At 59.3% G+C, this 22435-nt stretch carries 17 protein-coding genes; 11 read left to right on the top strand and 6 right to left on the bottom strand.

The features are described 5' to 3' along the window. Nucleotides 1-207 precede the first annotated feature (207 nt). The 3 genes from AB3G35_RS18920 to AB3G35_RS18910 are packed head-to-tail and all read left to right on the top strand — an operon-like array spanning nucleotide 208 to nucleotide 2578. Nucleotides 208-960: a 5-oxoprolinase subunit PxpA gene (locus AB3G35_RS18920; RefSeq protein WP_016781667.1), complete on the top strand. Its 753-nt coding sequence runs from the start codon at nucleotides 208-210 to the stop codon at nucleotides 958-960. Next, nucleotides 957-1661, top strand: coding sequence for an allophanate hydrolase subunit 1 (locus AB3G35_RS18915; protein ID WP_016781666.1), 705 nt, complete (start codon nucleotides 957-959; stop codon nucleotides 1659-1661). Before AB3G35_RS18920 ends, AB3G35_RS18915 begins: the two co-directional genes overlap by 4 nt. Further along, nucleotides 1658-2578, top strand: a complete 921-nt coding sequence (locus AB3G35_RS18910) for a biotin-dependent carboxyltransferase family protein (RefSeq protein ID WP_369781930.1) — start codon at nucleotides 1658-1660, stop codon at nucleotides 2576-2578. The genes AB3G35_RS18915 and AB3G35_RS18910 overlap by 4 nt, the downstream gene beginning before the upstream one ends. Nucleotides 2579-2688: 110 nt before the next feature. Here the strand turns inward: AB3G35_RS18910 and AB3G35_RS18905 are convergent, their stop codons facing one another. Both AB3G35_RS18905 and AB3G35_RS18900 read right to left on the bottom strand, forming a co-directional pair. Continuing rightward, nucleotides 2689-3867 (bottom strand): VWA domain-containing protein, encoded by a 1179-nt coding sequence (locus AB3G35_RS18905; RefSeq protein WP_086798011.1) that lies wholly within the window; start codon nucleotides 3865-3867, stop codon nucleotides 2689-2691. Nucleotides 3868-3888: 21 nt separating this feature from the next. After that, nucleotides 3889-4734, bottom strand: coding sequence for a MoxR family ATPase (locus tag AB3G35_RS18900; RefSeq protein WP_016781663.1), 846 nt, complete (start codon nucleotides 4732-4734; stop codon nucleotides 3889-3891). Nucleotides 4735-4940: 206 nt separating this feature from the next. On the opposite strand from AB3G35_RS18900, the gene cysK reads away from it, so the two are divergent. The 3 genes from cysK to AB3G35_RS18885 all read left to right on the top strand — a co-directional run bounded on the left by cysK (nucleotide 4941) and on the right by AB3G35_RS18885 (nucleotide 8761). Then, the gene (cysK, locus tag AB3G35_RS18895; protein WP_369781928.1) at nucleotides 4941-5915 is read left to right on the top strand and encodes a cysteine synthase A; all 975 of its coding nucleotides are present in this window, start codon (nucleotides 4941-4943) and stop codon (nucleotides 5913-5915) included. Nucleotides 5916-6135: 220 nt separating this feature from the next. Then, nucleotides 6136-7074: an aspartyl/asparaginyl beta-hydroxylase domain-containing protein gene (locus AB3G35_RS18890; RefSeq protein WP_083369574.1), complete on the top strand. Its 939-nt coding sequence runs from the start codon at nucleotides 6136-6138 to the stop codon at nucleotides 7072-7074. Nucleotides 7075-7897: 823 nt separating this feature from the next. Then, nucleotides 7898-8761 carry a DMT family transporter gene (locus AB3G35_RS18885; RefSeq protein ID WP_106116543.1) on the top strand — a complete coding sequence of 288 codons (864 nt, stop codon included), beginning with the start codon at nucleotides 7898-7900 and terminating at the stop codon, nucleotides 8759-8761. Nucleotides 8762-8875: 114 nt separating this feature from the next. On the opposite strand, the gene AB3G35_RS18880 is transcribed toward AB3G35_RS18885, so the two are convergent. Further along, a complete protein-coding gene (locus AB3G35_RS18880) occupies nucleotides 8876-9772 on the bottom strand; it encodes a DMT family transporter (RefSeq protein WP_086798003.1) in 897 nt (298 codons plus the stop codon). Nucleotides 9773-9915: 143 nt separating this feature from the next. Here AB3G35_RS18880 and hrpA point away from each other — a divergent pair, with 143 nt between their 5' ends. The 4 genes from hrpA to AB3G35_RS18860 all read left to right on the top strand — a co-directional run bounded on the left by hrpA (nucleotide 9916) and on the right by AB3G35_RS18860 (nucleotide 16133). Next, on the top strand, nucleotides 9916-13827 hold the full coding sequence (hrpA, locus tag AB3G35_RS18875; protein ID WP_369781927.1) for an ATP-dependent RNA helicase HrpA: 3912 nt from the start codon (nucleotides 9916-9918) through the stop codon (nucleotides 13825-13827). Between the two features lie 215 nt (nucleotides 13828-14042). Beyond that, nucleotides 14043-15164, top strand: a complete 1122-nt coding sequence (locus tag AB3G35_RS18870; RefSeq protein WP_086798001.1) for a beta-ketoacyl-ACP synthase III — start codon at nucleotides 14043-14045, stop codon at nucleotides 15162-15164. A gap of 136 nt (nucleotides 15165-15300) precedes the next feature. Beyond that, nucleotides 15301-15912, top strand: coding sequence for an RNA polymerase sigma factor (locus tag AB3G35_RS18865; protein ID WP_095005589.1), 612 nt, complete (start codon nucleotides 15301-15303; stop codon nucleotides 15910-15912). After that, nucleotides 15906-16133, top strand: coding sequence for an anti-sigma factor (locus tag AB3G35_RS18860; RefSeq protein WP_016781645.1), 228 nt, complete (start codon nucleotides 15906-15908; stop codon nucleotides 16131-16133). Before AB3G35_RS18865 ends, AB3G35_RS18860 begins: the two co-directional genes overlap by 7 nt. Before the next feature lie 126 nt (nucleotides 16134-16259). On the opposite strand, the gene AB3G35_RS18855 is transcribed toward AB3G35_RS18860, so the two are convergent. Beyond that, on the bottom strand, nucleotides 16260-17552 hold the full coding sequence (locus AB3G35_RS18855; RefSeq protein ID WP_166672924.1) for a putative porin: 1293 nt from the start codon (nucleotides 17550-17552) through the stop codon (nucleotides 16260-16262). Nucleotides 17553-18454: 902 nt separating this feature from the next. Between AB3G35_RS18855 and AB3G35_RS18850 the strand changes: the two genes are divergently transcribed. Continuing rightward, the gene (locus AB3G35_RS18850) at nucleotides 18455-19579 is read left to right on the top strand and encodes a GNAT family N-acetyltransferase (protein WP_106116546.1); all 1125 of its coding nucleotides are present in this window, start codon (nucleotides 18455-18457) and stop codon (nucleotides 19577-19579) included. Between the two features lie 16 nt (nucleotides 19580-19595). Here AB3G35_RS18850 and aqpZ read toward each other — a convergent pair whose 3' ends face one another. Continuing rightward, complete coding sequence (gene aqpZ / locus AB3G35_RS18845) at nucleotides 19596-20297, bottom strand: aquaporin Z (RefSeq protein ID WP_169886594.1); 702 nt, start codon at nucleotides 20295-20297, stop codon at nucleotides 19596-19598. Between the two features lie 200 nt (nucleotides 20298-20497). Then, on the bottom strand, nucleotides 20498-22330 hold the full coding sequence (locus AB3G35_RS18840) for an ABC transporter ATP-binding protein (protein ID WP_169911320.1): 1833 nt from the start codon (nucleotides 22328-22330) through the stop codon (nucleotides 20498-20500). Nucleotides 22331-22435: the final 105 nt, after the last annotated feature.

The following is a 22435-nucleotide window of genomic DNA, read 5'->3' as shown; positions in this document are numbered from 1 at the left end:
CAGGCAATGCGCCCTTGCAGGCAGACCGCAGTGACGCCATCGCGGGCAAGCCACGCTCCCACACAACCAGCCCCATTACCTCACATGCTGTTAAGCAATCAAATTTTTCTTATGCCCGAGTCCGGGTTTTATTAGTTGGACGAATGGCCCGCGCCTGTCGAAAAATGCTTGCTACCTAATCTATAAAAAGACCACAGGAGCATCATCGTGAGCCGCCTGTTATTGAATTGCGACATTGGTGAGAGTTTCGGCAGCTGGACCATGGGCCTGGATGCCGAAGTCATGCCGTTTATCGATTGCGCCAACATTGCCTGCGGCTTCCATGCCGGCGACCCGAGCATCATGCGCAAAACCGTGGCACTGGCCGTGGCGCATAACGTAAAAATCGGCGCACACCCGGCGTATCAGGACCTGGCCGGCTTTGGCCGCCGCTCCATGAGCTATTCGGCGCAAGAGGTGCAAGACCTGTTGCACTATCAAATCGGCGCGCTGGACGGTATATGCCGCGCTCAGGGCACGCAGGTCAGTTACGTCAAACCCCACGGCGCGATGTACAACGACATGATGGCCAACCCGGCGCAGTTGCGGGCCGTTATCCAGGCTGTAGCGGCTTACGATGCAAGCTTGCCGCTGATGCTGATGGCCACGCGCGACAACCGTGCGGCCCAGGCGATCGGCGATGAGTTCGGGGTAACCCTGTGGTTTGAAGCCTTTGCCGACCGCGCCTATGACAGTGCCGGGCGGCTGGTCTCGCGACAATTGCCGGGTGCCGTGCACCATGAGGCAGAGGTCATCGTGCAGCAGGCCCTGACCATTGCGGCGGGCAAGGCCCTGGTAGCCAGTGATGGCAGCGCTTTGCAACTGCACGCCAATACCCTGTGCGTGCATGGCGACAACGCCAGTTCGGTTGCTGCCGTGCAGCGTATTCGCGAGGCCCTGGACCAGCAGGTCCGGGCATGAAGCCGCGTATCGAAGTGGTCGCTATCGACTGCCTGATGCTGCGGCTGTTCGATGACATTGCCGAAAGCAATATGCCGTGGATGCTGGCTGCCAGTGAGCGGCTACGGGCCAGCTTTGCCGGGCAGTTAATTGATCTGGTGCCGTCCTACACGACCCTGATGGTGCATTACGACGGGCTGGCGCTAAGCCCGGCCCAGGCCCGTGAGCTGATCGCCGAGGCCCTGACCGACCTGCGCCCGGAAACGCGAAACAGTGGCCAATGCCATGTGCTGCCGGTGTGGTACGACTTGAGCGTTGGCCCGGAGCTCAGCTTGCTGGCCACGCGTGCGGGCTGCTCGGTGAGCGACGTCATACGCCGTCACAGCGAGCATGAATATCAGGTGTTTGCCTTGGGTTTTGCCCCGGGTTTTGCCTTTATGGGCCTGGTCGAAGAGGCCCTGGCCGCACCACGGCTGAACACGCCGCGCAAGCGGGTTGCCAGCGGCAGCGTCGGTATCGCCGAGCGCCAGACTGCGGCCTACCCGGCGCAATCCCCCGGTGGCTGGAACCTGATCGGCCGCACTCCAAGCGCGCTGTTTGATCGCGAGCGTGAGGGTTACAGCCTGATGCAGCCCGGCGATACCGTGCAGTTTGCGCCCATTACCCACGCTGAATTTATCCGCCTGGGCGGTGATGACACGCCTCAGGAGGCCCTGGCATGAGCCATTTAGTGATTCAGGCCAGCACCCCGTTGTGCCTGCTGCAAGACGCCGGACGCTTTGGTGTGCGCCATCTGGGTGTGACCCAGGGCGGTGCCGCGGACTGGCTGTCGATGGCCTGGGCCAACTGGCTGCTGGGTAATGCGCCGGATGCGGCGGTAATCGAAGTCACTCTGGGTGGCTTGAGCGTAGTTGCCCAGGCTGATTGCACTCTGGCACTGGCGGGCGCTGACCTGGCGGCCACTATCGACGGGCAGCCGCTCAAGCCCTGGCGCAGTTTTGTCCTCAAGCAAGGCCAGACCCTGGCATTTACCCGGCCGCTGAGCGGTGCCCGGGCTTATCTGGCCGCGCCGGCAGGCTTTGTTGCGCCGCAAGTGCTGGGCAGTTGCGCGACTGTCGCCCGTGAGCAGCTCGGTGGGCCGGATGGTTTTGGTCGTGGGCTGGTGGCAGGTGATGAATTGACCTGCGCCGGGCATGCCGGGCAACTGCGTGAGTTGTCGTGCGAACTGCAACCGGTGTTCAGCGCCAATCCGGGGCTGGACGTGGTAATGGGCGCGCAAATGGGAGCGTTCAGCGGGCAAAGTACCTTCGATGCCTTCAACAGCGCCTGGACGCTGGACACCCGCGCCGATCGCATGGGCATCCGTTTGCTGGGGCCTGCGTTGGTGTATCAGGGGGCACCGATGATCTCGGAAGGGATACCGCTGGGCGCCATTCAAGTGCCGCCTGATGGCCAGCCGATCGTGTTGCTCAATGACCGCCAGACCATTGGCGGCTACCCGCGTCTTGGCGCTTTGACGCCATTGGCGCTGGCGCGGCTGGCCCAGTGTTTGCCGGGGGAGGGTGTGCATATGCGCCCGACCACCCAGGAGGCTGCGCAACGCCAGCATGTGGTGTTTATGCAGCGATTTGTGGCCTAGCGCCATTTATGTGGGAGCGGGCTTGCTCGCGATTCAGGTGGCGCGGTAAAGCAGGAACACCGCGTCGAAACCATCGCGGGCAAGCCCGCTCCCACACTTACCGCGCTGAATTATTTGGCCAAAAACCGCATCCCTTCTTCCAGCCCGTCCAGGGTCAGGGGGTACATGCGGTCTTCGATCAGGTCACGCACGATCCCGATCGAAGCCGTGTAATGCCATGTATCCTTGGGGTACGGATTAATCCAGACCAACTTTTTGTATTTCTCCATAAAGCGCTGCATCCATTTGTAGCCCGGCTCTTCATTCCAGTGCTCGACACTGCCCCCGGCATGGGTGATCTCATAGGGACCCATCGTCGCGTCACCGATAAAGATCACCTTGTAATCGGCACCGTACTTGTTCAGCAGGTCCTGGGTCGAGATGCGCTCCACCTGGCGCCGCTGGTTGTTCTTCCACACTGATTCATAAATAAAATTGTGAAAGTAGTAGTACTCCAAATGCTTGAACTCGGTTCTGCACGCGGAAAACAGCTCTTCACAAATCTTGATATGGGCGTCCATCGAGCCGCCGATATCGAACAGCAACAGCAGCTTGATATTGTTGCGCCGCTCCGGGCGCATCTGGATATTCAGCAGGCCGCCATCGCGGGCGGTGTGGTCGATGGTGCCGTCGATATCCAGCTCATCCGCCGCGCCCTGGCGAGCGAATTTACGCAGGCGACGCAGCGCGACCTTGATATTGCGCGTACCCAGTTCAACCTGATCATCCAGGTTTTTGTATTCCCGTTGCTCCCACACCTTGGCCGCCTTGCCCTGGCGCGCCCCGGCATCGCCCACGCGGATGCCTTCAGGGTGATAGCCGCCCGAGCCGAACGGGCTGGTGCCGCCGGTGCCGATCCATTTGTTGCCCCCGGCATGGCGTTCTTTTTGCTCTTCAAGGCGCTGTTTGAACGCCTCGATCAGCTTGTCCAGCCCGCCCAGGGACTGCAACTGGGCGCGGTCTTCGGCGCTCAAAGAGCGTTCGAATTCCTTGCGCAACCAGTCTTCGGGGATCAGGGCCTCAAGGTGCTCGTTGAGGTTTTGCAGACCATTGAAATAGGCGCCAAACGCCCGGTCGAACTTGTCGAAGTGACGCTCGTCCTTTACCAGAATCGTTCGGGCCAGGTAATAGAACTCGTCCATGTCGGCGAAGGTCACGCGGTTTTTCAGGGCGTTGATCAGGTCCAGCAGTTCACGCACCGAGACCGGCACCTTGGCCGCGCGCATTTCATTGAACAGATTAAGCAGCATGCTTATCGCCTTCCGGAATAATCAGCGATTGGGACGACGGCTCATAAACGCCAGGCGTTCAAGCAACTGCACATCCTGCTCGTTTTTCACCAGGGCGCCCGCCAGCGGCGGTATGGCCTTGGTCGGGTCGCGTTCACGCAAAACCGCTTCGCCGATATTGTCGGCCATCAGCAGCTTGAGCCAGTCCACCAGCTCGGACGTCGAGGGTTTTTTCTTCAGCCCGGGAACCTTGCGCACGTCGAAAAACACGTCCAGGGCTTCGCTGACCAACTCTTTCTTGATGTCGGGGAAGTGTACGTCGACGATTTTCTGCAGCGTGGTGCGATCCGGGAAGCTGATGTAGTGGAAGAAGCAACGGCGCAGGAAGGCGTCCGGCAGCTCTTTTTCGTTATTGGAGGTAATGATGATGATCGGGCGGACCTTGGCCTTGATCGTCTCATCGGTCTCGTAAACGTAGAACTCCATCTTGTCGAGTTCTTGCAGCAGGTCGTTGGGGAACTCGATGTCGGCCTTGTCGATTTCGTCGATCAGCAAAATCACCCGCTCTTCAGCCTCGAAGGCTTCCCACAACTTGCCCTTTTTAAGGTAGTTGCGCACATCGTGAACCTTGTCGACACCCAGTTGCGAGTCACGCAGGCGGCTCACCGCGTCGTACTCGTAGAGGCCCTGGTGGGCCTTGGTGGTGGACTTGATGTGCCAGGTGATCAGCTTGCAGCCAAAGGATTCAGCCAGTTGCTCGGCAAGCATGGTTTTGCCGGTGCCGGGCTCGCCCTTGACCAGCAGCGGACGCTCCAGGGTAATGGCCGCGTTGACCGCCAGTTTCAGGTCATCGGTGGCCACATAGGCGCGTGTGCCTTCAAACTTCATCTGCAATTCCTCGAACCATGACCCGGGCCCTGCAAGGGGCAGGGCGGGAGTACTGAAAAGTATGTCCGACTATAACGCGCTGCCCGCATAACGTGAACGCAGACGCGCCATTCAGTCTCTGAATAAGGCGTCACGCCATGACTGGACGCCTGTGAGCCTGAGGCCTACCCTTGGGATCTTCCCAAAAGGTGTACAAGGACCTCGCCATGAGCCGCATTTTTGCAGACAACGCCCAATCCATCGGTAACACGCCTTTAGTACAGATCAACAGCATCGCGCCGCGTGGCGTGACCATCCTGGCCAAGATCGAAGGCCGTAACCCTGGCTACTCTGTGAAATGCCGGATTGGCGCCAACATGATCTGGGACGCCGAGAGCCGCGGCGCGCTCAAGCCGGGCATGACCATTATCGAGCCGACTTCGGGCAATACCGGCATTGGCCTGGCTTTTGTTGCGGCGGCACGCGGTTACAAGCTGATCCTGACCATGCCGTCATCGATGAGCCTTGAACGGCGCAAGGTTCTCAAGGCGCTGGGGGCCGAGCTGGTGCTGACCGAGCCGGCCAAGGGCATGAAAGGCGCGATCGACAAGGCGGCCGAGATCCTGGCCAGCGACCCGGTCAATTACTTTATGCCGCAACAGTTTGAAAACCCGGCCAACCCGGCGATCCACGAGAAAACCACCGGGCCGGAAATCTGGAACGACACCGATGGTGGGGTTGACGTGCTGGTGTGCGGTGTCGGTACTGGCGGGACTATTACCGGGGTGTCGCGCTATATCAAGCAGGCCCAGGGCAAGCAGATCCTGTCGGTTGCGGTTGAGCCGATCACTTCGCCTGTGATCACCCAGGCGCTGGCCGGGGAAGAAATCAAGCCTTCACCGCACAAGATCCAGGGTATTGGCGCGGGTTTCGTGCCGAAAAACCTCGACCTGTCGATTGTCGACAAGGTGGAACTGGTCAGCGATGACGAATCCAAGGCAATGGCCCTGCGCCTGATGCATGAAGAAGGCATCCTGTGCGGGATCTCCAGTGGTGCCGCGATGGCCGCAGCGGTACGCCTGGCTGAGACCCCGGAAATGCAAGGCAAGACCATCGTCGTGATCTTCCCTGATTCGGGCGAGCGTTACCTGTCGAGTTTCCTGTTCAGCGACCTGTTCAGCGAGGTGGAACTGCACCAATAACCCGCTGCGGGAGCTGGGCTGCCGGCTCCCGTCGGGCTTGTGCAACTGACTCAAATCAAGCGGCTACTGCCCTTATTTCTGCATAATCAGCCCGTTGTTACATAAGGCTTAATACTGATTGTTGGAATACGCGGGTTTTGTCCTGCGCCGGTAGTGTTTATCATGGCCGGCTGCCACGTCGGGCTATTGGTGCCGCACGGTATTTTCGAGGAGTTGTTGCATGACCTTATCCTTCGCCATCAAGGCAGGGCTCATACTGCTGTTTGTCGGCAGCATCCTTTACGTGCACTTGCGTGGCAAGGCGCGGCTGCCGGTGTTGCGGCAGTTCGTCAACCACTCCGCGTTCTTTGCGCCCTACAACGCCTTGATGTACCTGTTTTCCGGTGTGCCGTCCAAGCCGTATCTGGACCGCAGCAAATTCCCTGAGCTGGATGTGCTCAAGGACAACTGGCAAGCGATTCGCGAAGAAGCCATGCATCTGTTCGACGAGGGCTATATTCGCGCCGCAGAAAAGAACAACGACGCAGGTTTCGGCTCGTTCTTCAAAAAGGGCTGGAAGCGTTTTTACCTCAAGTGGTACGACAAGGCGCTGCCCTCGGCCGAATTGCTGTGCCCCAAGACCGTTGAACTGGTCAACAGCATCCCCAACGTCAAGGGTGCGATGTTTGCCCTGTTGCCGGGCGGTAGCCACCTCAACCCGCACCGCGACCCGTTTGCCGGTTCGCTGCGTTACCACCTGGGCCTGTCGACCCCCAACTCCGATGCTTGCCGCATCTTTGTCGATGGCGAGGAATATGCCTGGCGTGATGGTGAAGACGTGATGTTCGACGAGACTTACGTGCACTGGGTCAAGAACGAAACCGACATCACCCGCGTGATCCTGTTTTGCGATATTGAGCGACCACTGACCAGCCCGCTGATGACCCGCATCAACCGTTGGGTCAGCGCGCAACTGGGCAAGGCCACTGCGCCGCAGAACCTGGACGACGAACGCGTAGGCGGGATCAACAAGGCCTATGCCTGGAGCAAGTCCTTCAGCGACCGTTTCAGTGGTGTGGTCAAGCAATGGAAGCGGCGCAATCCCAAGCTGTACCGCATCGCCCGGCCGATATTGGCGGTGCTGGTGCTGATACTGTTGTGGCGCTGGTTGTTTGGCTGATTGCAACAGATACAAAAAACCGCTCTGTCGAGAGCGGTTTTTTTTTGAGTTTTTTTAATCAGTTACCCGCTAAAACCCCAGCGGGTTCAACGGCTTTGCTGCCACTGAGTGCAACGTTCAAAAAGCGTTGCTGAGAAGCCGATACAGGCGAGCACAGAGGCTTGCTTTCACTGTTGGGCTTGGCGTTGGAGGGGGCAGGTGTGGTGATCATATTCGGCATTTTGCCACCATTTTGGTTGTTTATTGTACAGTTAAACCGATGCTAGCTTTTCTTCAAAGCGATAACAAGGCGGCCAAACGCATCAAATTGAAACCCGAGCTCCTGGTAGATCTTCATGGCTCCCGGAGCCGGCTCCTGAATTTCCAGCCACTGGCTCCTGCTCTGGCACGAGATTTCAGCAGTTGGTGTTTGAGCCCGATTCTGGGTTTTGGCATAGCGTTGACTAAGTGGATATGAAGCCACTGTTGTACTCGACTGCAGCATGTTTTTGATCCGTTGAGTCATTGCATTTAATGTCGGGCGCTGGTTATAGTCGGTGCTCGACATATCCTCTTAAAAAGATCCGCCCATGCCGCTTTCCCTCCCTCATAGCGTCGTCGTTTCAGCAGTCACTGCTGGCGTGGTGCCGTGCGGGGACAAACAGCCTGCGCAGATCAGTCACTATCCTCCTCCTGTCAGCCGCACCGTGGTGTACGTCGTCGTATCACCACCGGGTGTTGTGGCGGGCTGAGCCGATCGTTCGGCTGCCCGTACCCGTCTAAAAAACCATTGAACTTCAGCTTCGGCTGAGTCGGCTTTTTTGCCTGATGACAGGTGCTCTTCATGTTTTCGATCTCTAAAGAATCCGCGCTGGCGGCTGCTTCCACCTGCCTGTTCGTGCTGCTGTGGAGCAGCGGCGCGATTTTCTCCAAGTGGGGGCTGGCGCACGCGTCGCCGTTTGCCTTTTTGTTGATGCGCTTTGCCATCGCTTTTATGGCATTGCTGTTGATCATGCCATTGATGAAATTTCAGATGCCGCGTGGCGCCAGTGCCGTCGGTTATGCGCTGGCCACCGGGATAGTGCTGCTGGGGGCGTATCAGATTTTTTATCTGCTGGCGCTGGACCTGAAAGTGACACCCGGGGTCATTGCCACAGTGATGGGTGTGCAACCGATTCTCACGGCTGTGATCATGGAGCGGAGACACTCTTTCAGCCGTTCCCTGGGGTTGTTGCTGGGGCTCGCCGGGCTGGTTCTGGTGGTGTACCAGGGCATCGGTCTGGCGGGCCTGTCATGGGCCGGCATGTTGTATGCCTTACTGGCTCTGGCCAGCATGACGGCAGGCACCCTGATGCAAAAACGTATTACCCATAACCCGCTGGGCACGCTGCCCTTGCAGTACCTCGCCGGTTTGCTGGTGTGTGCGGTGTTTGTGCCGTTTCAGCCGTTTCATTTTGAACACAGTGCAGGTTTTGTCGTGCCGGTGTTGTGGATGGGTTTGGTGGTGTCGGTGCTGGCAACCCTGTTGCTGTACCGGATGATCGCCAGGGGTAATCTGGTCAATGTCACCAGCCTGTTTTACCTGGTGCCTGCGGTGACTGCGGTCATGGATTACCTGATTTTCGGCAACAAACTGGCAGCCTTGAGTGTGCTCGGGATGGCGATGATCATCATCGGTCTGATGTTTGTATTCCGTAAGACCCGTTGAGCCAAAACCCCAACCCTGTGGGAGCGGGCTTGCTCGCGATGCTGACAGCACGGTTTATCTGTTCAACCGTATCGATGCCATCGCGAGCAAGCCCGCTCCCACAACGCCATGTGCTTATTTGGACGCTGCCATCGCCCCGGGCTTGAGCACCAGCCACAGTGCCACGGCGATCAGCAGCCCGCCGTACACATGCGCCATCGACAGCGGCTCGCCCAGAAACAGCGCACCCCATAGCACACCAAATGGCGGGATCATAAAGGTCACGGTCATGGATTTGACCGGGCCAATGCTGGTCAGCAAACGGAAATACAGGATGTAGGCAAATGCCGTACACACCAGGCCCAGGCCCAGCAAAGACAGCCACACACTCATGCCGCCCCAACTGGCTGGCGGTTGATTGATCACGCTCAGCCCGAACAGCGGCAACAGAAACAGGGTTGCCCCGAGCATGCTGCCCAATGCCGAAAGCCGTGGGTCAAGGCCGCCTTGCTGATCCAGCCAGCGGCGCGCCAAAAAGCCGGCAAAGCCATAAAAGGTGGTGGCCAGCAAGCAGGCGAGGGCACCCATCAGCAGATCCAGATTGAAGGCGACCGGCCCGGCACGGGTCAAAATACCGACACCAAGCAGCCCCAGAAACACCCCGGCCATTTTCGTCAGGGTCAGTTTTTCGCTGAAAAACAGCCCGCCAATCAACACTCCCATCAATGGCGTGGTCGCGTTGAAAATTGACGAATACCCGGCAGGCAACACCTGTGCTGCCACCGAATACAGGGTGGCCGGCACCCCGGAGTTGATAACCCCCAGGATCAAAATCACCTTGAGCTTGCCGCCGAAATCCCAGCGCACGCGCATCAAGGCCAAAATCACCACCAGGCCGGTCGCGGCAATGGAGACTCGAAAAAATGCCGTAGGAATGGTCCCGAGTACCGGTGCAATGATCCGCATAAACAGAAAGCTGGCGCCCCATATACCTGCCAACGACAGCATGCGCACCAAATCGACAAGTCTCACGGGATTTTCCTTACAAGGTTTGAACCGCGCAGTGTAGGGGATGCTGCGGACAAGACAACGCGCTAATTCCTACAGATTCGTGCATGAGCGCTCAAATCTGCGACAATCCGCCCCCTGCATTTACGAAGAATTCTGCGCACCTGATGACTGACGAATCGCCTGCTATCGACCAGCTGTTGAAAAACCTCGATCAAGCCATGATCGCCGACCGCCACAAGCTGCGTCGGCAGTTGCATGAGCTGCGCAAAAAGCCCGACGACGCCAAGCTGGCCGCCTGGGCCGAGCGGGTGCAGGCGTCCTGCGCGCAGGTGACTGCGCGGGCGGCCAGCGTGCCGCTGATTCGTTATGACGAAAATCTGCCGATTGCCGCCAAGCGTGACGAGATCAAGGCGGCGCTGCTCAAGCATCAGGTGCTGATCCTGGCGGGTGAAACCGGCTCGGGTAAAACCACCCAGTTGCCGAAGATCTGTCTGGAAATCGGCCGTGGGCAGCACGGCCTGATCGGTCATACCCAACCGCGCCGTATCGCGGCGCGCAGTGTGGCCAGCCGGGTGGCCGAAGAGCTAGGTACACCGTTGGGCGCGCTGGTCGGCTATCAGGTGCGGTTCGAGGATCAGAGCGATTCCAATACCCTGATCAAACTGATGACTGACGGTATCTTGCTGGCTGAAACCCAGCACGATCGCTATCTCGAACGCTATGACACGATCATCGTCGACGAGGCCCACGAACGCAGCCTGAACATCGACTTTCTGCTCGGTTACCTGAAGATCCTGTTGCCGCGTCGCCCCGACCTGAAAGTCATCATCACTTCGGCGACCATCGATCTGGAGCGGTTTTCCAAACACTTCAATGACGCGCCCATTGTCGAAGTGTCGGGCCGTACCTTCCCGGTCGAGACCTGGTATCGCCCGTTGACCTCCGAGCAGGATGAAGAGGGCAACAACGTTGAAGACGACCTGAGCGTCGACCAGGCCATCATCGCCACTCTGGACGAGATTGCAGCGTTCGAGCGCAGTGAGCGTAAAAGCCCCGGCGACGTGCTGGTGTTTTTACCTGGCGAGCGCGAAATCCGCGATGCCGCCGACATGCTGCGCAAGGCGCAGCTCAAGCACACTGAAATCCTGCCGTTGTATGCGCGGTTGTCGCCTGCCGAGCAGCAGCGGATTTTCCAGTCGCACCCGGGCCGCCGTGTGGTGCTGGCCACCAACGTGGCGGAAACCTCGTTGACCGTGCCGGGCATCCGTTATGTGATCGACAGCGGCACTGCGCGCATCAGTCGATATAGCTATAAGGCCAAGGTTCAGCGTTTGCCCATCGAGGCCATTTCCCAGGCCAGCGCCAACCAGCGCAAGGGCCGCTGCGGGCGGGTCGAGCCGGGTATCTGCGTGCGCCTGTATGCCGAGGAAGACTTCAACGGTCGTCCGGAGTTTACCGATCCCGAGATTTTGCGTACCAACCTTGCGGCTGTAATCCTGCAGATGCTGCACCTGCGTCTGGGCGAAATCACCGCATTCCCGTTTATTGAGCCACCTGACGGCAAGGCGATTACCGACGGGTTCAACCTGCTGCAAGAATTGTCTGCGGTTAACCGCGAGAATCAGCTTACGCCGCTGGGTCGCCAGCTGGCGCGTTTGCCGGTGGACCCGCGCATGGGCCGCATGCTGCTCGAAGCTGCCAAGCTCGGCAGCTTGCAGGAAGTATTGATCGTCGCCAGTGCGATGTCGGTGCAAGACCCGCGAGAACGTCCACCGGAACGTCAACAAGCCGCGGATCAGGCCCACGCACAATGGAAAGATGTCGACTCAGACTTCGCCGGTTTGATTAACGTCTGGCGCGGTTTTGAAGAGCAGCGCCAGGCGCTGACGGCCAGCCCCCTGCGCAACTGGTGCCGCAAGAACTTCCTCAACTACCTGCGGTTGCGCGAGTGGCGTGATTCCCACCGCCAATTGAGCCTGATCTGTCGCGATATGCAGCTCACGGTCAATCAGGAACCGGCCGACTACCCGAAACTGCACAAGGCGGTGTTGTCCGGCTTGTTGAGCCAGATCGGCCAGAAAACCGAGGACGGTGACTATCTGGGAGCCCGTCAACGGCGGTTCTGGATTCACCCGTCCTCAGGCTTGGGCAAAAAGCGCCCGCAATGGCTGATGACCGCCGAACTGGTAGAAACCACCAAGCTGTATGCGCGCATGGTGGCCAAGATCGAGCCCGACTGGATCGAGCCGCTGGCCGGGCACCTGGTGAAAAAGAACTACTTCGAGCCCCATTGGGAGAAGAAGCGCGGGCAGGTGGTGGCCTACGAGCAAATCACCCTGTTCGGCCTGATTGTGGTCGGGCGCCGTGCCGTGCATTACGGGCCGATTGACCCGGTGCTGTCGCGTGAGCTGTTTATCCGTGAAGGGCTGGTGCGTGGCGAAATTCAGTCGCGGGCCAAGTGCCTGACGGCCAATGCGCAGTTGCTGGAACAACTCGACGAACTGGAGGCCAAGGCCCGGCGCCGTGACATCCTGGCGGATGAAGAAACCCTTTACGCGTTTTATGACGCCCGCCTGCCAGCCGAGATTCACCAAACCGCGACCTTTGACAGCTGGTATCGGGTCAACAGCCAGAAAGATCCGCAATTGCTGATCATGCGCGAAGAAGATGTGCTGGCTCGCGAAGCCACTGAAATCACCACCCAGCATTATCCTGACACGCTGCACCTGGGGGATTTGACCCTGGAGCTGAGCTATCACTTTGAACCCAACCACCCGCGTGATGGCGTGACGGTCAAAGTGCCTGCGCCGCTACTGCCAGTCTTGCCACCCGAGCGCCTGGAATGGCTGGTGCCCGGCATGATCGAAGCCAAGTGCATTGCCCTGGTGCGCAGCCTGCCCAAAGCGTTGCGCAAAAACTTCGTACCGGTGCCGGACTTCGTCAAGGCCGCGTTGCAGCGCATGGAGTTTGCTCAAGGTTCGTTGCCACAAACACTGGGCCGCGAATTGTTGCGCATGACCGGCGCTCGGGTCAGTGATGAGGCCTGGGCAGAAGCGGCGCAGCAAGTTGAAAACCACCTGAAAATGAATATCGAAGTGGTCGACGCTGACGGCAAGTTCCTCGGCGAAGGCCGCGATCTGGCCGAGCTGATGGCGCGCTTTGCCCAGGCCAGCCAGGCCGCGTTGGCCGTGCCGCAAACCGCGAAAAGCCAGCAGCCGGTCGAAGCCAAGGTGTTTGCCCCTGTTGCCGAAAAAACCCAGCAGAAGATTGCCGGTCTGTCGATGACGGTGTACCCGGCGCTGGTGGAAGAGGGCAATACGGTCAAGGAGGGGCGTTTTTCGACTCCGGCCGAGGCTGAGTTCCAGCATCGCCGTGCGTTGCAGCGCTTGCTGATGCAGCAATTGGCGGAACCGGCCAAATTCCTGCGTGGCAAGTTGCCGGGGCTTACCGAACTGGGCCTGTTGTACCGCGAGCTGGGTCGGGTCGAAAGCCTGGTGGAAGACATTCTGCTGGCCAGCCTGGACAGTTGCATTCTGGAAGGCGAAGCGGTGTTGCCCCGTGATGGCGCCGGACTGGCATCGCTGGCCGAGCGCAAACGCGGGGCCTGGACCGAGCACGCAGAAAAGCTGGCCAGATTGACCCTGGAAATCCTCAAGCTCTGGCATGGCCTGCAAAAACGCTTCAAGGGCAAGATCGATCTGGCCCAGGCGGTGGCCCTGAACGACATCAAGCAGCAATTGAGCCATCTGGTGTACCCGGGGTTTATTCGCGAAACTCCGGCGCAATGGCTTAAAGAGCTGCCGCGTTACCTCAAGGCCATCGAAATGCGCCTTGAAAAACTGCCGGGCCAGGTGCAGAAAGACCGGGTCTGGAGTGGTGAACTGAGCGGCCTTTGGGCGCAGTACCAGGCCCGTGCCAGCAAGCATGCCCAGGAAGGCAAGCGCGACCCGCAGCTGGAGCTGTACCGCTGGTGGCTGGAAGAGTACCGGGTGTCGCTCTTTGGCCAGCAACTGGGGACCAAGGTGCCGATTTCGGACAAGCGCCTAAGCAAACAGTGGAGTCTGGTGGACGCTTGAGCCTGTAGTTCTGTGGGAGCGGGCTTGCTCGCGATGGAAGCTGCGCGGTTTACCTGATACACCGCATCGATCCAATCGCGAGCAAGCCCGCTCCCTCGGGGATCATTGCAAAATCCGTAAATAACGCCAAATGCTGGCATTTATGGCAAACTTCGCGGCTATCAGTACCTGAAACGATTTCAATATCTTCTGCTGAACAGAATAGAGGAACGACCGTGCATAACGTCGTCATCAGCGGCACCGGCCTGTACACCCCGGCCAACAGCATCTCCAACGAAGAGCTGGTGCAGTCTTTCAATACCTATGTGCAACAATTCAATGCCGACAACGCGGCGGCTATCGAGGCCGGTGACATCCAGCCCCTGGCCGAGTCGAGCGCGGCCTTTATCGAAAAGGCATCGGGCATTAAAAGCCGCTTTGTGATGGACAAGGACGGCATCCTTGACCCGCAACGCATGCGTCCGCATTTGCCTGAACGTAGCAACGACGAAATGTCGGTGCTTTGCGAAATGGCCGTCGGTGCTGCCAAACAGGCGCTGGAACGTGCAGGCAAGACCGCCGCCGATATCGACGGCGTGATCGTGGCTTGCTCCAACCTGCAACGCCCGTACCCGGCCATTGCCATCGAAGTGCAACACGCGCTGGGTATCCAGGGTTTTGGTTTTGACATGAACGTGGCCTGTTCCTCGGCGACGTTCGGTATTCAGACCGCTAGCAACAGCGTCCAGTTGGGCCAGGCCCGTGCGGTGCTGCTGATCAGCCCTGAAGTGTGCACCGGCCACCTGAATTTCCGTGACCGTGACAGCCACTTTATCTTCGGTGATGCCGCGACAGCGGTAGTGGTCGAGCGTGCTGATCTGGCAACGTCCGAGCACCAGTTCGATATCGTCAGCACCAAGCTGCTGACAACCTACTCGAACAATATCCGCAACAACTTCGGCTTCCTCAACCGTGCTTCGGATGAGCCTGCTGACAGCCCGGACAAACTGTTCGTACAAGAAGGCCGCAAGGTGTTCCGTGACGTGTGCCCGATGGTGGCCGAGCTGATCGGTCAGCATCTGCAGGAAAACCAGGTGGACGTGGCGGATGTGAAACGTTTCTGGCTGCACCAGGCCAACCTGAGCATGAACCACCTGATCGTGCGCAAGCTGTTGGGTCGCGAAGCCTCGGTGGAAGAAGCGCCGGTGATTCTCGACACCTACGCCAACACCAGCTCGGCCGGTTCGGTGATTGCCTTCCACAAGTACCAGGACGACTTGCCGAGCGGTGCGCTGGCCGTGCTCAGCTCGTTCGGTGCGGGTTATTCGATTGGCAGCGTGATCCTGCGTAAACGCTAAGGTCACAGCTGGCTGGTGGTGGGAGCGGCTTACTCGCGATACAGGCCGCGCGGTCTGACAGGTAAACTGCGGTGATGCCATCGCGAGCAAGCCCGCTCCCACACAGCAACATCACTTTCCGGTTGCGGAGACCTGCATGGCAACTGCTGACGACGGTGATCTGCTCAAGCGTCTGCTGAGCGGCGAGCAACAGGCCTTTCGCGAACTGGTCATTGCCTATCAAAGTGCCATGCGAGCCGTGGCTTATGCGATCGTCGGCAGTCGCCATGCCGACGAAGTGGTGCAGGACGCATGGCTGTCTGTGGTGCGCAATCTGGCCGGGTTTGAGGGCCGTTCGAGCCTGAAAACCTGGCTGCTGACCATCACGGCCAATGCGGCCAAGAATCGCTACAAGCAAAATCGCCGGGAAGTGCTGCTCGATGATTTGCCTTCGCCCCACGGCACCATTGGCGATGATCGTTTCTCCAGCGATGGCCACTGGTTGCTGGCGCCCCTTGCCTGGCATCAGGACAGCCCCGAAGCCTTGCTCACCGAAGACGAATTGCGCGAATGCCTCGAACGAACGCTCATCAGCCTGCCGCAATTGCAGAGCAGCGTGCTGGTGTTGCGCGAGCGTCAGGGACTGGAGCTTGAAGAGATTTGTAATCTTCTTGAACTGTCGCTCTCTAATGTCCGGGTGTTGATACATCGCGCCCGACTTAAAGTCTTCGCGACAGTGGAGCATTTCGAGGAGACCGGAGAATGTTGAGCTGCAAGCAGCAAGTGGCGCGTTCAAGCGATTTTCTGGATGGTCAGCTGAGTTTTCGTCAGCGCTTGTTGGTGCGCCATCATTTGCTGTTTTGTCCGAACTGCCGGCGTTTTATCAGGCAAATGCGTTTGCTGAGCGCCACGTTGAAAAAGCTGCCGCAAGCGCTGCCGGAAGATCTGGAGCAAACGGTTGAGCGGATGATGCGCGAGCATTCGCGCTAAAGGCGGGGGGCAGGAGCGAAGGTGCCGTCGGTGGATGTAAGGGGGGCCGACGCCACCTTCGCTCTGCTTTTTAGGCACAACACGCTGAATGGCTCCAGCGCGTTGTCTGTTGCGTGAAACCCTGTTTTAGAACTTGGCTTCCAGGTCCAGCTGCAAGGTGTTGGCCTTGGCATCTTTCTGGGTGGACGTTACGTAGTCCGCCTTGGTCAGGAAGTACGTCACGCCGACACCGAAGTTCTTGTCGATTTCGTAACCCACTTTGAACTTGTGACCGCGAGAACCGGTAGTGCCGTTGGCGAAGTCAGAGTCGGTGAAAGCGCCAACCACTGCGTTACGCTGAATATCGCGGTAGTTGTAGTCCAGGCTGAAGGCGTCGAGCTTGGATTTGAAACCCACCAGCCAGGCATCGTCCTGATCGCTGTCCGTGGCGGCGTTGTGCACGTATTGGCCGTACAGCGACAGGGGTAGTGGCAGGTTGGCGATATCGACCTGACCGAAGCCTTCGTACAGACGGAACTCGTCGGTGCTGTTGCCGTTGACTGCCAGAGCACAAGGGGTGGTCTTCGTGCCGGTGGTAGGGCAGGAGCTGTCCTTGTCGTTATCGTAGCTGTAGACACTACCGCCCAAAGTGACTTTCAGGCTGTCGGTAGGTGCGAATTTTGCCCCCAACTGACCGGCATACAGGCGCAGATCGTGGCGAAATTGCACACCTTCGCCGTCTACGTTGTCCTTGAGTGTGTAGTAACCGGCGCTACCGAACATCTCGACGCCGCTGTTACCCAGATTGTGCTTGTAGGTGGTAGCCAGACCTTCGGGGTTGATATCGCTATCCCAGATAACATCACCCATGCTGACCCATGGCTGCGGCATCTTGCCAGCGATCAGGTGCAGGTCCTTTACCGCTGTCGGGTGGTAGTCAATAAAGGCCTGATCCAGCCACAGCTGCTTCTTGTCGAAGTAGTTGTCCAGATCCTGGTTGGTGGAGCGCGCATCATCGCCGCCGCCCGTAGCGATACGGATACCGGTGTTCACCTGCGGGTTGATTTCGGTGTAGGCGCCCAGACGGGCACGAATACGTTGGCGGTCCTTGTTCTTGCCATCGGACTCGCCATCGATCTTGATGTTTTCGTGACGAACCCGGACATCGCCCTTGAGTTCGGTTTTGGCGGCCCAGGCGACTTTCTGTTCGAAGGCACTGAGATCGGATTTTTTCACCTGATCGGCGGCAGCTTCTTGCTTGGCTTGATTCTCACTGGCGAGTTCGGTTTGCAGCTCGGAGTATTGCGCCGGCGATATGGAACCGTTGGCTTTAAGCATTTCGAGCAGTTTGGCATCGACCGCAGCGCTGGCCGGAACGCTCATGGCCAATACCAGGCCACCACACAGTCCCGCAGCAACCCGTGTAGATACAAGACGCATTATGAATCTCCCAGTGCTGAGATGGCCCTAGCCACCCCAAGAAAAATCGGCCCTTTACGGGCTCACGTTAACGAGGTTTGGTGTGTCGTGAGCGTGTTGGCAAACAGGTCGCTCATAACCCCGTGTTCTAAGAAGCGGCGTCAGTATCGCGGGTGGATATGACAGAAAAGTGGCAGAGTGATAGCAAGTCTGTGACAGCGTGCGGCGTCGCTTCATGTGGGAGCTGGCCATGCCTGACCTGTGGGAGCTGGCTTGCCTGCGATGCGGACGGCGCGGTCTGGCAGGTACACCGCAGCGATGCCCTCGCGAGCAAGTCCGCTCCCACAAAGGGCCCTGGCCAGCCGCGAATTCTGCTGGCCATGCCTGACCTGTGGGAGCTGGCTTGCCTGCGATGCAGGCGACGCGGTCTGGCAGGTACACCGCAGCGATGCCCTCGCGAGCAAGCCCGCTCCCACAAAGGGCCCTGGCCAGCCGCGAATTCTGCTGGCCATGCCTGACCTGGGGGAGCTGGCTTGCCTGCGATGCAGGCGACGCGGTCTGGCAGGTACACCGCAGCGATGCCCTCGCGAGCAAGCCCGCTCCCACATAGGGTCCTGGCAAGCCGTGGATTCAGTTGGCCATGCCTGACCTGTGGGAGCTGGCTTGCCTGCGATGCAGGCGACGCGGTCTGGCAGGTGCACCACGGCGATGCCATCGCGAGCAAGCCCGCTCCCACAAAGGGTCCTGGCAAGCCGTGGATTCAGTTGGCCATGCCTGACCTGTGGGAGCTGGCTTGCCTGCGACGCGGACGGCGCGGTCTGGCAGGTGCACCACGGCGATGCTATCGCGAGCAAGCCCGCTCCCACACCAGATATTCGGGAGTGCTACCATCGGCGCTCTACGCCGTGCCTTGAGGACTATTAATGCCGCTTCAACGACTCGACAGCCTGTCCGCCATCCCTGCCCATGAATGGGATGCGCTGGTGCCGGTGGCCCAGCCTTTTTTGCGGCATGCCTTTCTCAGTGCCCTGGAAGACAGTGCCAGCCTTGGCCCGCATTCCGGCTGGCAGCCCGAGCATTTGCTGCATTACGAAAATGGGCAGCTGCAGGCAGCACTGCCCAGTTATCGCAAATGGCATTCCTATGGCGAATACGTGTTCGATCACGAGTGGGCGCAGGCCTGCGAGCGGGCAGGCATCGAGTACTATCCCAAGTTGCTCACGGCAGTACCGTTCAGCCCGGTCAGCGGCCCACGGCTGTTGGCTGCCCGTGCCGAGGACGGACTTGAGCTGCTCGCGGCCTTGCCCGGTTATTTGCAGATCGAAGGGCTGTCCAGCGCGCATATCAATTTCACCGACCCGCTGGCCGATACGGCGCTGGCGCAACAACCCGGCTGGATGCAACGGCTTGGCTGCCAGTTTCACTGGCAGAACCGCGAGTACCGGGATTTTCAGGACTTCCTCGACGCCTTGAGTTCACGCAAGCGCAAACAGATGCGCAAGGAGCGCGAGCAAGTGGCGGGGCAGGGGTTTGAGTTTGAATGGCTGGAAGGCCAGCAAGTCAGCGAGGCGCAATGGGATTTTGTCTACGCCTGCTATGCCAATACTTACGCTGTGCGTCGGCAAACGCCGTATCTGACGCGGGAATTTTTCAGCCTGCTGGCCGAGCGCATGCCGGAATCAATTCGCGTCGTGCTGGCCAAACAAGGGGCGACCCCGGTTGCGATGGCCTTCAGCCTGATCGGCGGTGACAGTGTCTATGGGCGCTACTGGGGATGCCTTGGTGAGTTTGACCGCCTGCATTTTGAGACGTGTTTCTACCAGGGCATGGATTACGCCATCGCCCATGGTATCCGGCGTTTTGATGCCGGGGCCCAAGGCGAGCACAAGTTGATCCGCGGTTTTGAGCCGGTGATCACCCATTCATGGCATTACCTGCGCCATCAGGGCCTGAAGGCGGCGGTAAGCGACTTTTTGCAGCGCGAGCGAGCAGGGGTGCTGGCCTATGCCGAAGAGGCGAGGTCGGCGCTGCCTTATCGGCAGGCCTGACCCCGGCTCTGGCTGTTTAGTTGCCTTCCTTGCCCAGCCAGCGATAGACCACTGCACCAATGGCCGCGCCCACCATCGGCGCCAACCAGAACATCCACAACTGCTGAAGTGCCCAGCCGCCCACGATCAGCGCCGGGCCGGTGCTGCGCGCCGGATTGACCGAGGTGTTGGTCACCGGGATCGAGATCAGGTGGATCAGCGTCAGCGCCAGGCCGATCGCCAGAGGGGCATGCCCCGCAGACACCCGTTTGTCAGTGGCGCCCATGATGATCAGGATAAACATGGCCGTCATGGTGATTTCACATATCAGCCCCGAGACCATCGAGTACCCGCCAGGTGAGTGTTCGCCATAGCCGTTGGCGGCCAGCCCGCTGGCGGCCAGGTCAAAGCCGGGTTTGCCGCTGGCAATCAGGTACAGCAGCCCGGCGGCAATCACGCCGCCCAGGACCTGGGCAATGATATACGCAGGCAGTTCTTTGGCAGGAAAACGCCCGCCCACCCACAAGCCGAAGGACACGGCCGGGTTGAGATGGCAGCCGCTGATATGGCCGATGGCGAATGCCATTGTCACTACGGTAAGGCCAAATGCCAGCGCTACCCCCAGCAGGCCGATACCGACATCAGGAAACGCTGCTGCGAGCACAGCACTGCCACAACCGCCAAGCACCAGCCAGAAGGTGCCTAGCAACTCAGTAACGGAGCGTTTGAACAAGTTCATCACAGGGTCCCGGATAGATAAATCTATCGAGCAATTGAAGCTGCGTCGCCTCCTGCGGTTGACTGCAGGATTCTCCCGAACCCTGCATTCAGTACAGCACCCGCCGGTTTTTTTGCCAGTGCCATAAAAAACGCCAGAGCCCATTACAAACGGGAGCTGGCGTTGTGTTTACGTGCTTTGCAGCATGCGCGTTGCAAGTCTCAGTTGATACCGACAAAACCACCCGTCTGGTGCTGCCACAAACGTGCATATAAACCGCCCCGGGCGAGCAGTTCGCTGTGGGTGCCGGTTTCTGCAATATGGCCGTTTTCGAGCACAACCAGGCGGTCCATGCGGGCAATGGTCGAGAGGCGGTGGGCGATGGCGATCACGGTCTTGCCTTGCATCAGGGTTTCGAGGCTTTCCTGGATGGCGGCCTCCACTTCGGAGTCCAGTGCCGAAGTGGCTTCGTCCATGATCAGGATCGGAGCGTTCTTGAGCAGCACCCGGGCAATGGCGATGCGCTGGCGCTGGCCGCCGGACAGCTTGACCCCGCGCTCGCCCACATGAGCATCGAAACCGGTACGGCCCTGGGCATCGGACAGCAGCGGGATAAACTCATCGGCCCGGGCCTTGCGCACGGCTTCCCAAAGCTCTTCGTCGGTGGCGTCGGGCTTGCCGTAAAGCAAGTTGTCGCGGATGGAGCGATGCAACAGCGAAGTGTCCTGGGTGATCATGCCGATCTGTTCGCGCAGGCTTTCCTGCGTCACTTCGGCGATGTTCTGGTCGTCGATCAGAATCCTCCCACCTTGCAGGTCGTACAAACGCAGCAATAGATTGACCAGGGTCGACTTGCCGGCACCTGAAGGGCCGATCAGGCCGATTTTTTCGCCGGGCTTGATCAGCAGGTTGAGGTCGCTGATGATCCCGCTGCGTTTGCCGTAGTGGAAGTCGACGTGTTCAAAACGTACCTCGCCACGGTTTACGCTCAGGCGTGGTGCATGTTCGCGGTCAATCACGGCGACAGGCTGGGCGATGGTTTCCAGGCCGTCCTGGACCATGCCGATATTTTCAAAAATGCCGTTGACCACCCACATGATCCAGCCGGACATGTTGACGATGCGGATCACCAGGCCGGTGGCCAGGGCAATGGCACCGACGCTGATCAGTGACTGGCTCCACAGCCACAGCGCCAGGGCGCTGGTGCTGACAATCAGCAGGCCGTTCATGGTGGTGATGACCACGTCCATGCTGGTGACCACGCGGCCGGCCAGCTGGGTTTTTTCGGTCTGCTCGATAATCGCTTCACGAGCGTACTGCTGCTCGAACTGGGTGTGGGCAAACAGCTTGAGGGTGGTGATGTTGGTGTAGCCGTCGACGATACGGCCCATCAGCTTGGAGCGGGCGTCGGAAGATACCACCGAGCGCTCTTTGACCCGGGGGACAAAATAGTACAGCGCCCCGATATAGCAGACGATCCATGTCAGCAACGGGATCATCAGGCGCCAGTCGGCCTCGGCAAACAGCACCAGCGAACTGATGGCATAGATCAGGACATGCCACAGGGCATCGACCGCCTGCACCGCTGAGTCACGCAGTGAGTTGCCGGTTTGCATGATGCGCTGGGCGATGCGCCCGGCGAAGTCGTTCTGGAAAAAGTTGAGGCTCTGCTTGAGCACATAACTGTGGTTCTGCCAGCGGATCAGGCTGGTCATGCTCGGGCTCAGGGTCTGGTGTACCAAAAGGTCGTGCAGGCCAAAGAATACCGGGCGGATGATCAGCGCGACCACGGCCATCCAGATCAGCTCGCTGCTGTGAACCCTGAAGAAGTCGGTATTGGGCGTGCCCTGGGTCAGATCGATCAGCGTGCTCAGGTAGCTGAACAGTGAGACTTCGATCAGGGCCGCGATCAGCCCGACCACCAGCAAGGCGGCGAACATCGGCCAGACCTGGCGCAGGTAGTAGAGGTAAAACGCCCAGACAGTGCTGGGCGGGGCCGCGGTGGGAGCCTCGCGGAAAATATCGATCAACTGTTCGAAACGGCGATAAAGCATTGGCACTGAAGCCCGCACTGCGGGCTCTCCTTTAGTGGTGTGGCCGGTGCTGCTGGCTTTACTCATCCCGATGGGGCACCGGCCAAGGCTCCCTGCTGTGTGCTG

Source organism: Pseudomonas sp. WC2401, from assembly GCF_041200115.1.
In the GTDB taxonomy this organism is placed as follows: Bacteria; Pseudomonadota; Gammaproteobacteria; order Pseudomonadales; family Pseudomonadaceae; genus Aquipseudomonas; species Aquipseudomonas fragi.
Note: the sequence above shows the minus strand (reverse complement) of the source record. Positions and strands in the feature narration are given on the sequence as shown.

What these genes read in the sequence shown, in the direction of transcription:
- AB3G35_RS18840 (WP_169911320.1), bottom strand. Translation starts at nt 22,330, where the DNA reads ATGCTTTATCGCCGTTTCGAACAGTTGATCGATATTTTCCGCGAGGCT.
- AB3G35_RS18890 (WP_083369574.1), top strand. Translation starts at nt 6,136, where the DNA reads ATGACCTTATCCTTCGCCATCAAGGCAGGGCTCATACTGCTGTTTGTC.
- AB3G35_RS18885 (WP_106116543.1), top strand. Translation starts at nt 7,898, where the DNA reads ATGTTTTCGATCTCTAAAGAATCCGCGCTGGCGGCTGCTTCCACCTGC.
- AB3G35_RS18865 (WP_095005589.1), top strand. Translation starts at nt 15,301, where the DNA reads ATGGCAACTGCTGACGACGGTGATCTGCTCAAGCGTCTGCTGAGCGGC.
- cysK (WP_369781928.1), top strand. Translation starts at nt 4,941, where the DNA reads ATGAGCCGCATTTTTGCAGACAACGCCCAATCCATCGGTAACACGCCT.
- AB3G35_RS18900 (WP_016781663.1), bottom strand. Translation starts at nt 4,734, where the DNA reads ATGAAGTTTGAAGGCACACGCGCCTATGTGGCCACCGATGACCTGAAA.
- hrpA (WP_369781927.1), top strand. Translation starts at nt 9,916, where the DNA reads ATGACTGACGAATCGCCTGCTATCGACCAGCTGTTGAAAAACCTCGAT.
- AB3G35_RS18850 (WP_106116546.1), top strand. Translation starts at nt 18,455, where the DNA reads ATGCCGCTTCAACGACTCGACAGCCTGTCCGCCATCCCTGCCCATGAA.
- AB3G35_RS18915 (WP_016781666.1), top strand. Translation starts at nt 957, where the DNA reads ATGAAGCCGCGTATCGAAGTGGTCGCTATCGACTGCCTGATGCTGCGG.
- AB3G35_RS18860 (WP_016781645.1), top strand. Translation starts at nt 15,906, where the DNA reads ATGTTGAGCTGCAAGCAGCAAGTGGCGCGTTCAAGCGATTTTCTGGAT.
- AB3G35_RS18905 (WP_086798011.1), bottom strand. Translation starts at nt 3,867, where the DNA reads ATGCTGCTTAATCTGTTCAATGAAATGCGCGCGGCCAAGGTGCCGGTC.
- aqpZ (WP_169886594.1), bottom strand. Translation starts at nt 20,297, where the DNA reads ATGAACTTGTTCAAACGCTCCGTTACTGAGTTGCTAGGCACCTTCTGG.
- AB3G35_RS18855 (WP_166672924.1), bottom strand. Translation starts at nt 17,552, where the DNA reads ATGCGTCTTGTATCTACACGGGTTGCTGCGGGACTGTGTGGTGGCCTG.
- AB3G35_RS18910 (WP_369781930.1), top strand. Translation starts at nt 1,658, where the DNA reads ATGAGCCATTTAGTGATTCAGGCCAGCACCCCGTTGTGCCTGCTGCAA.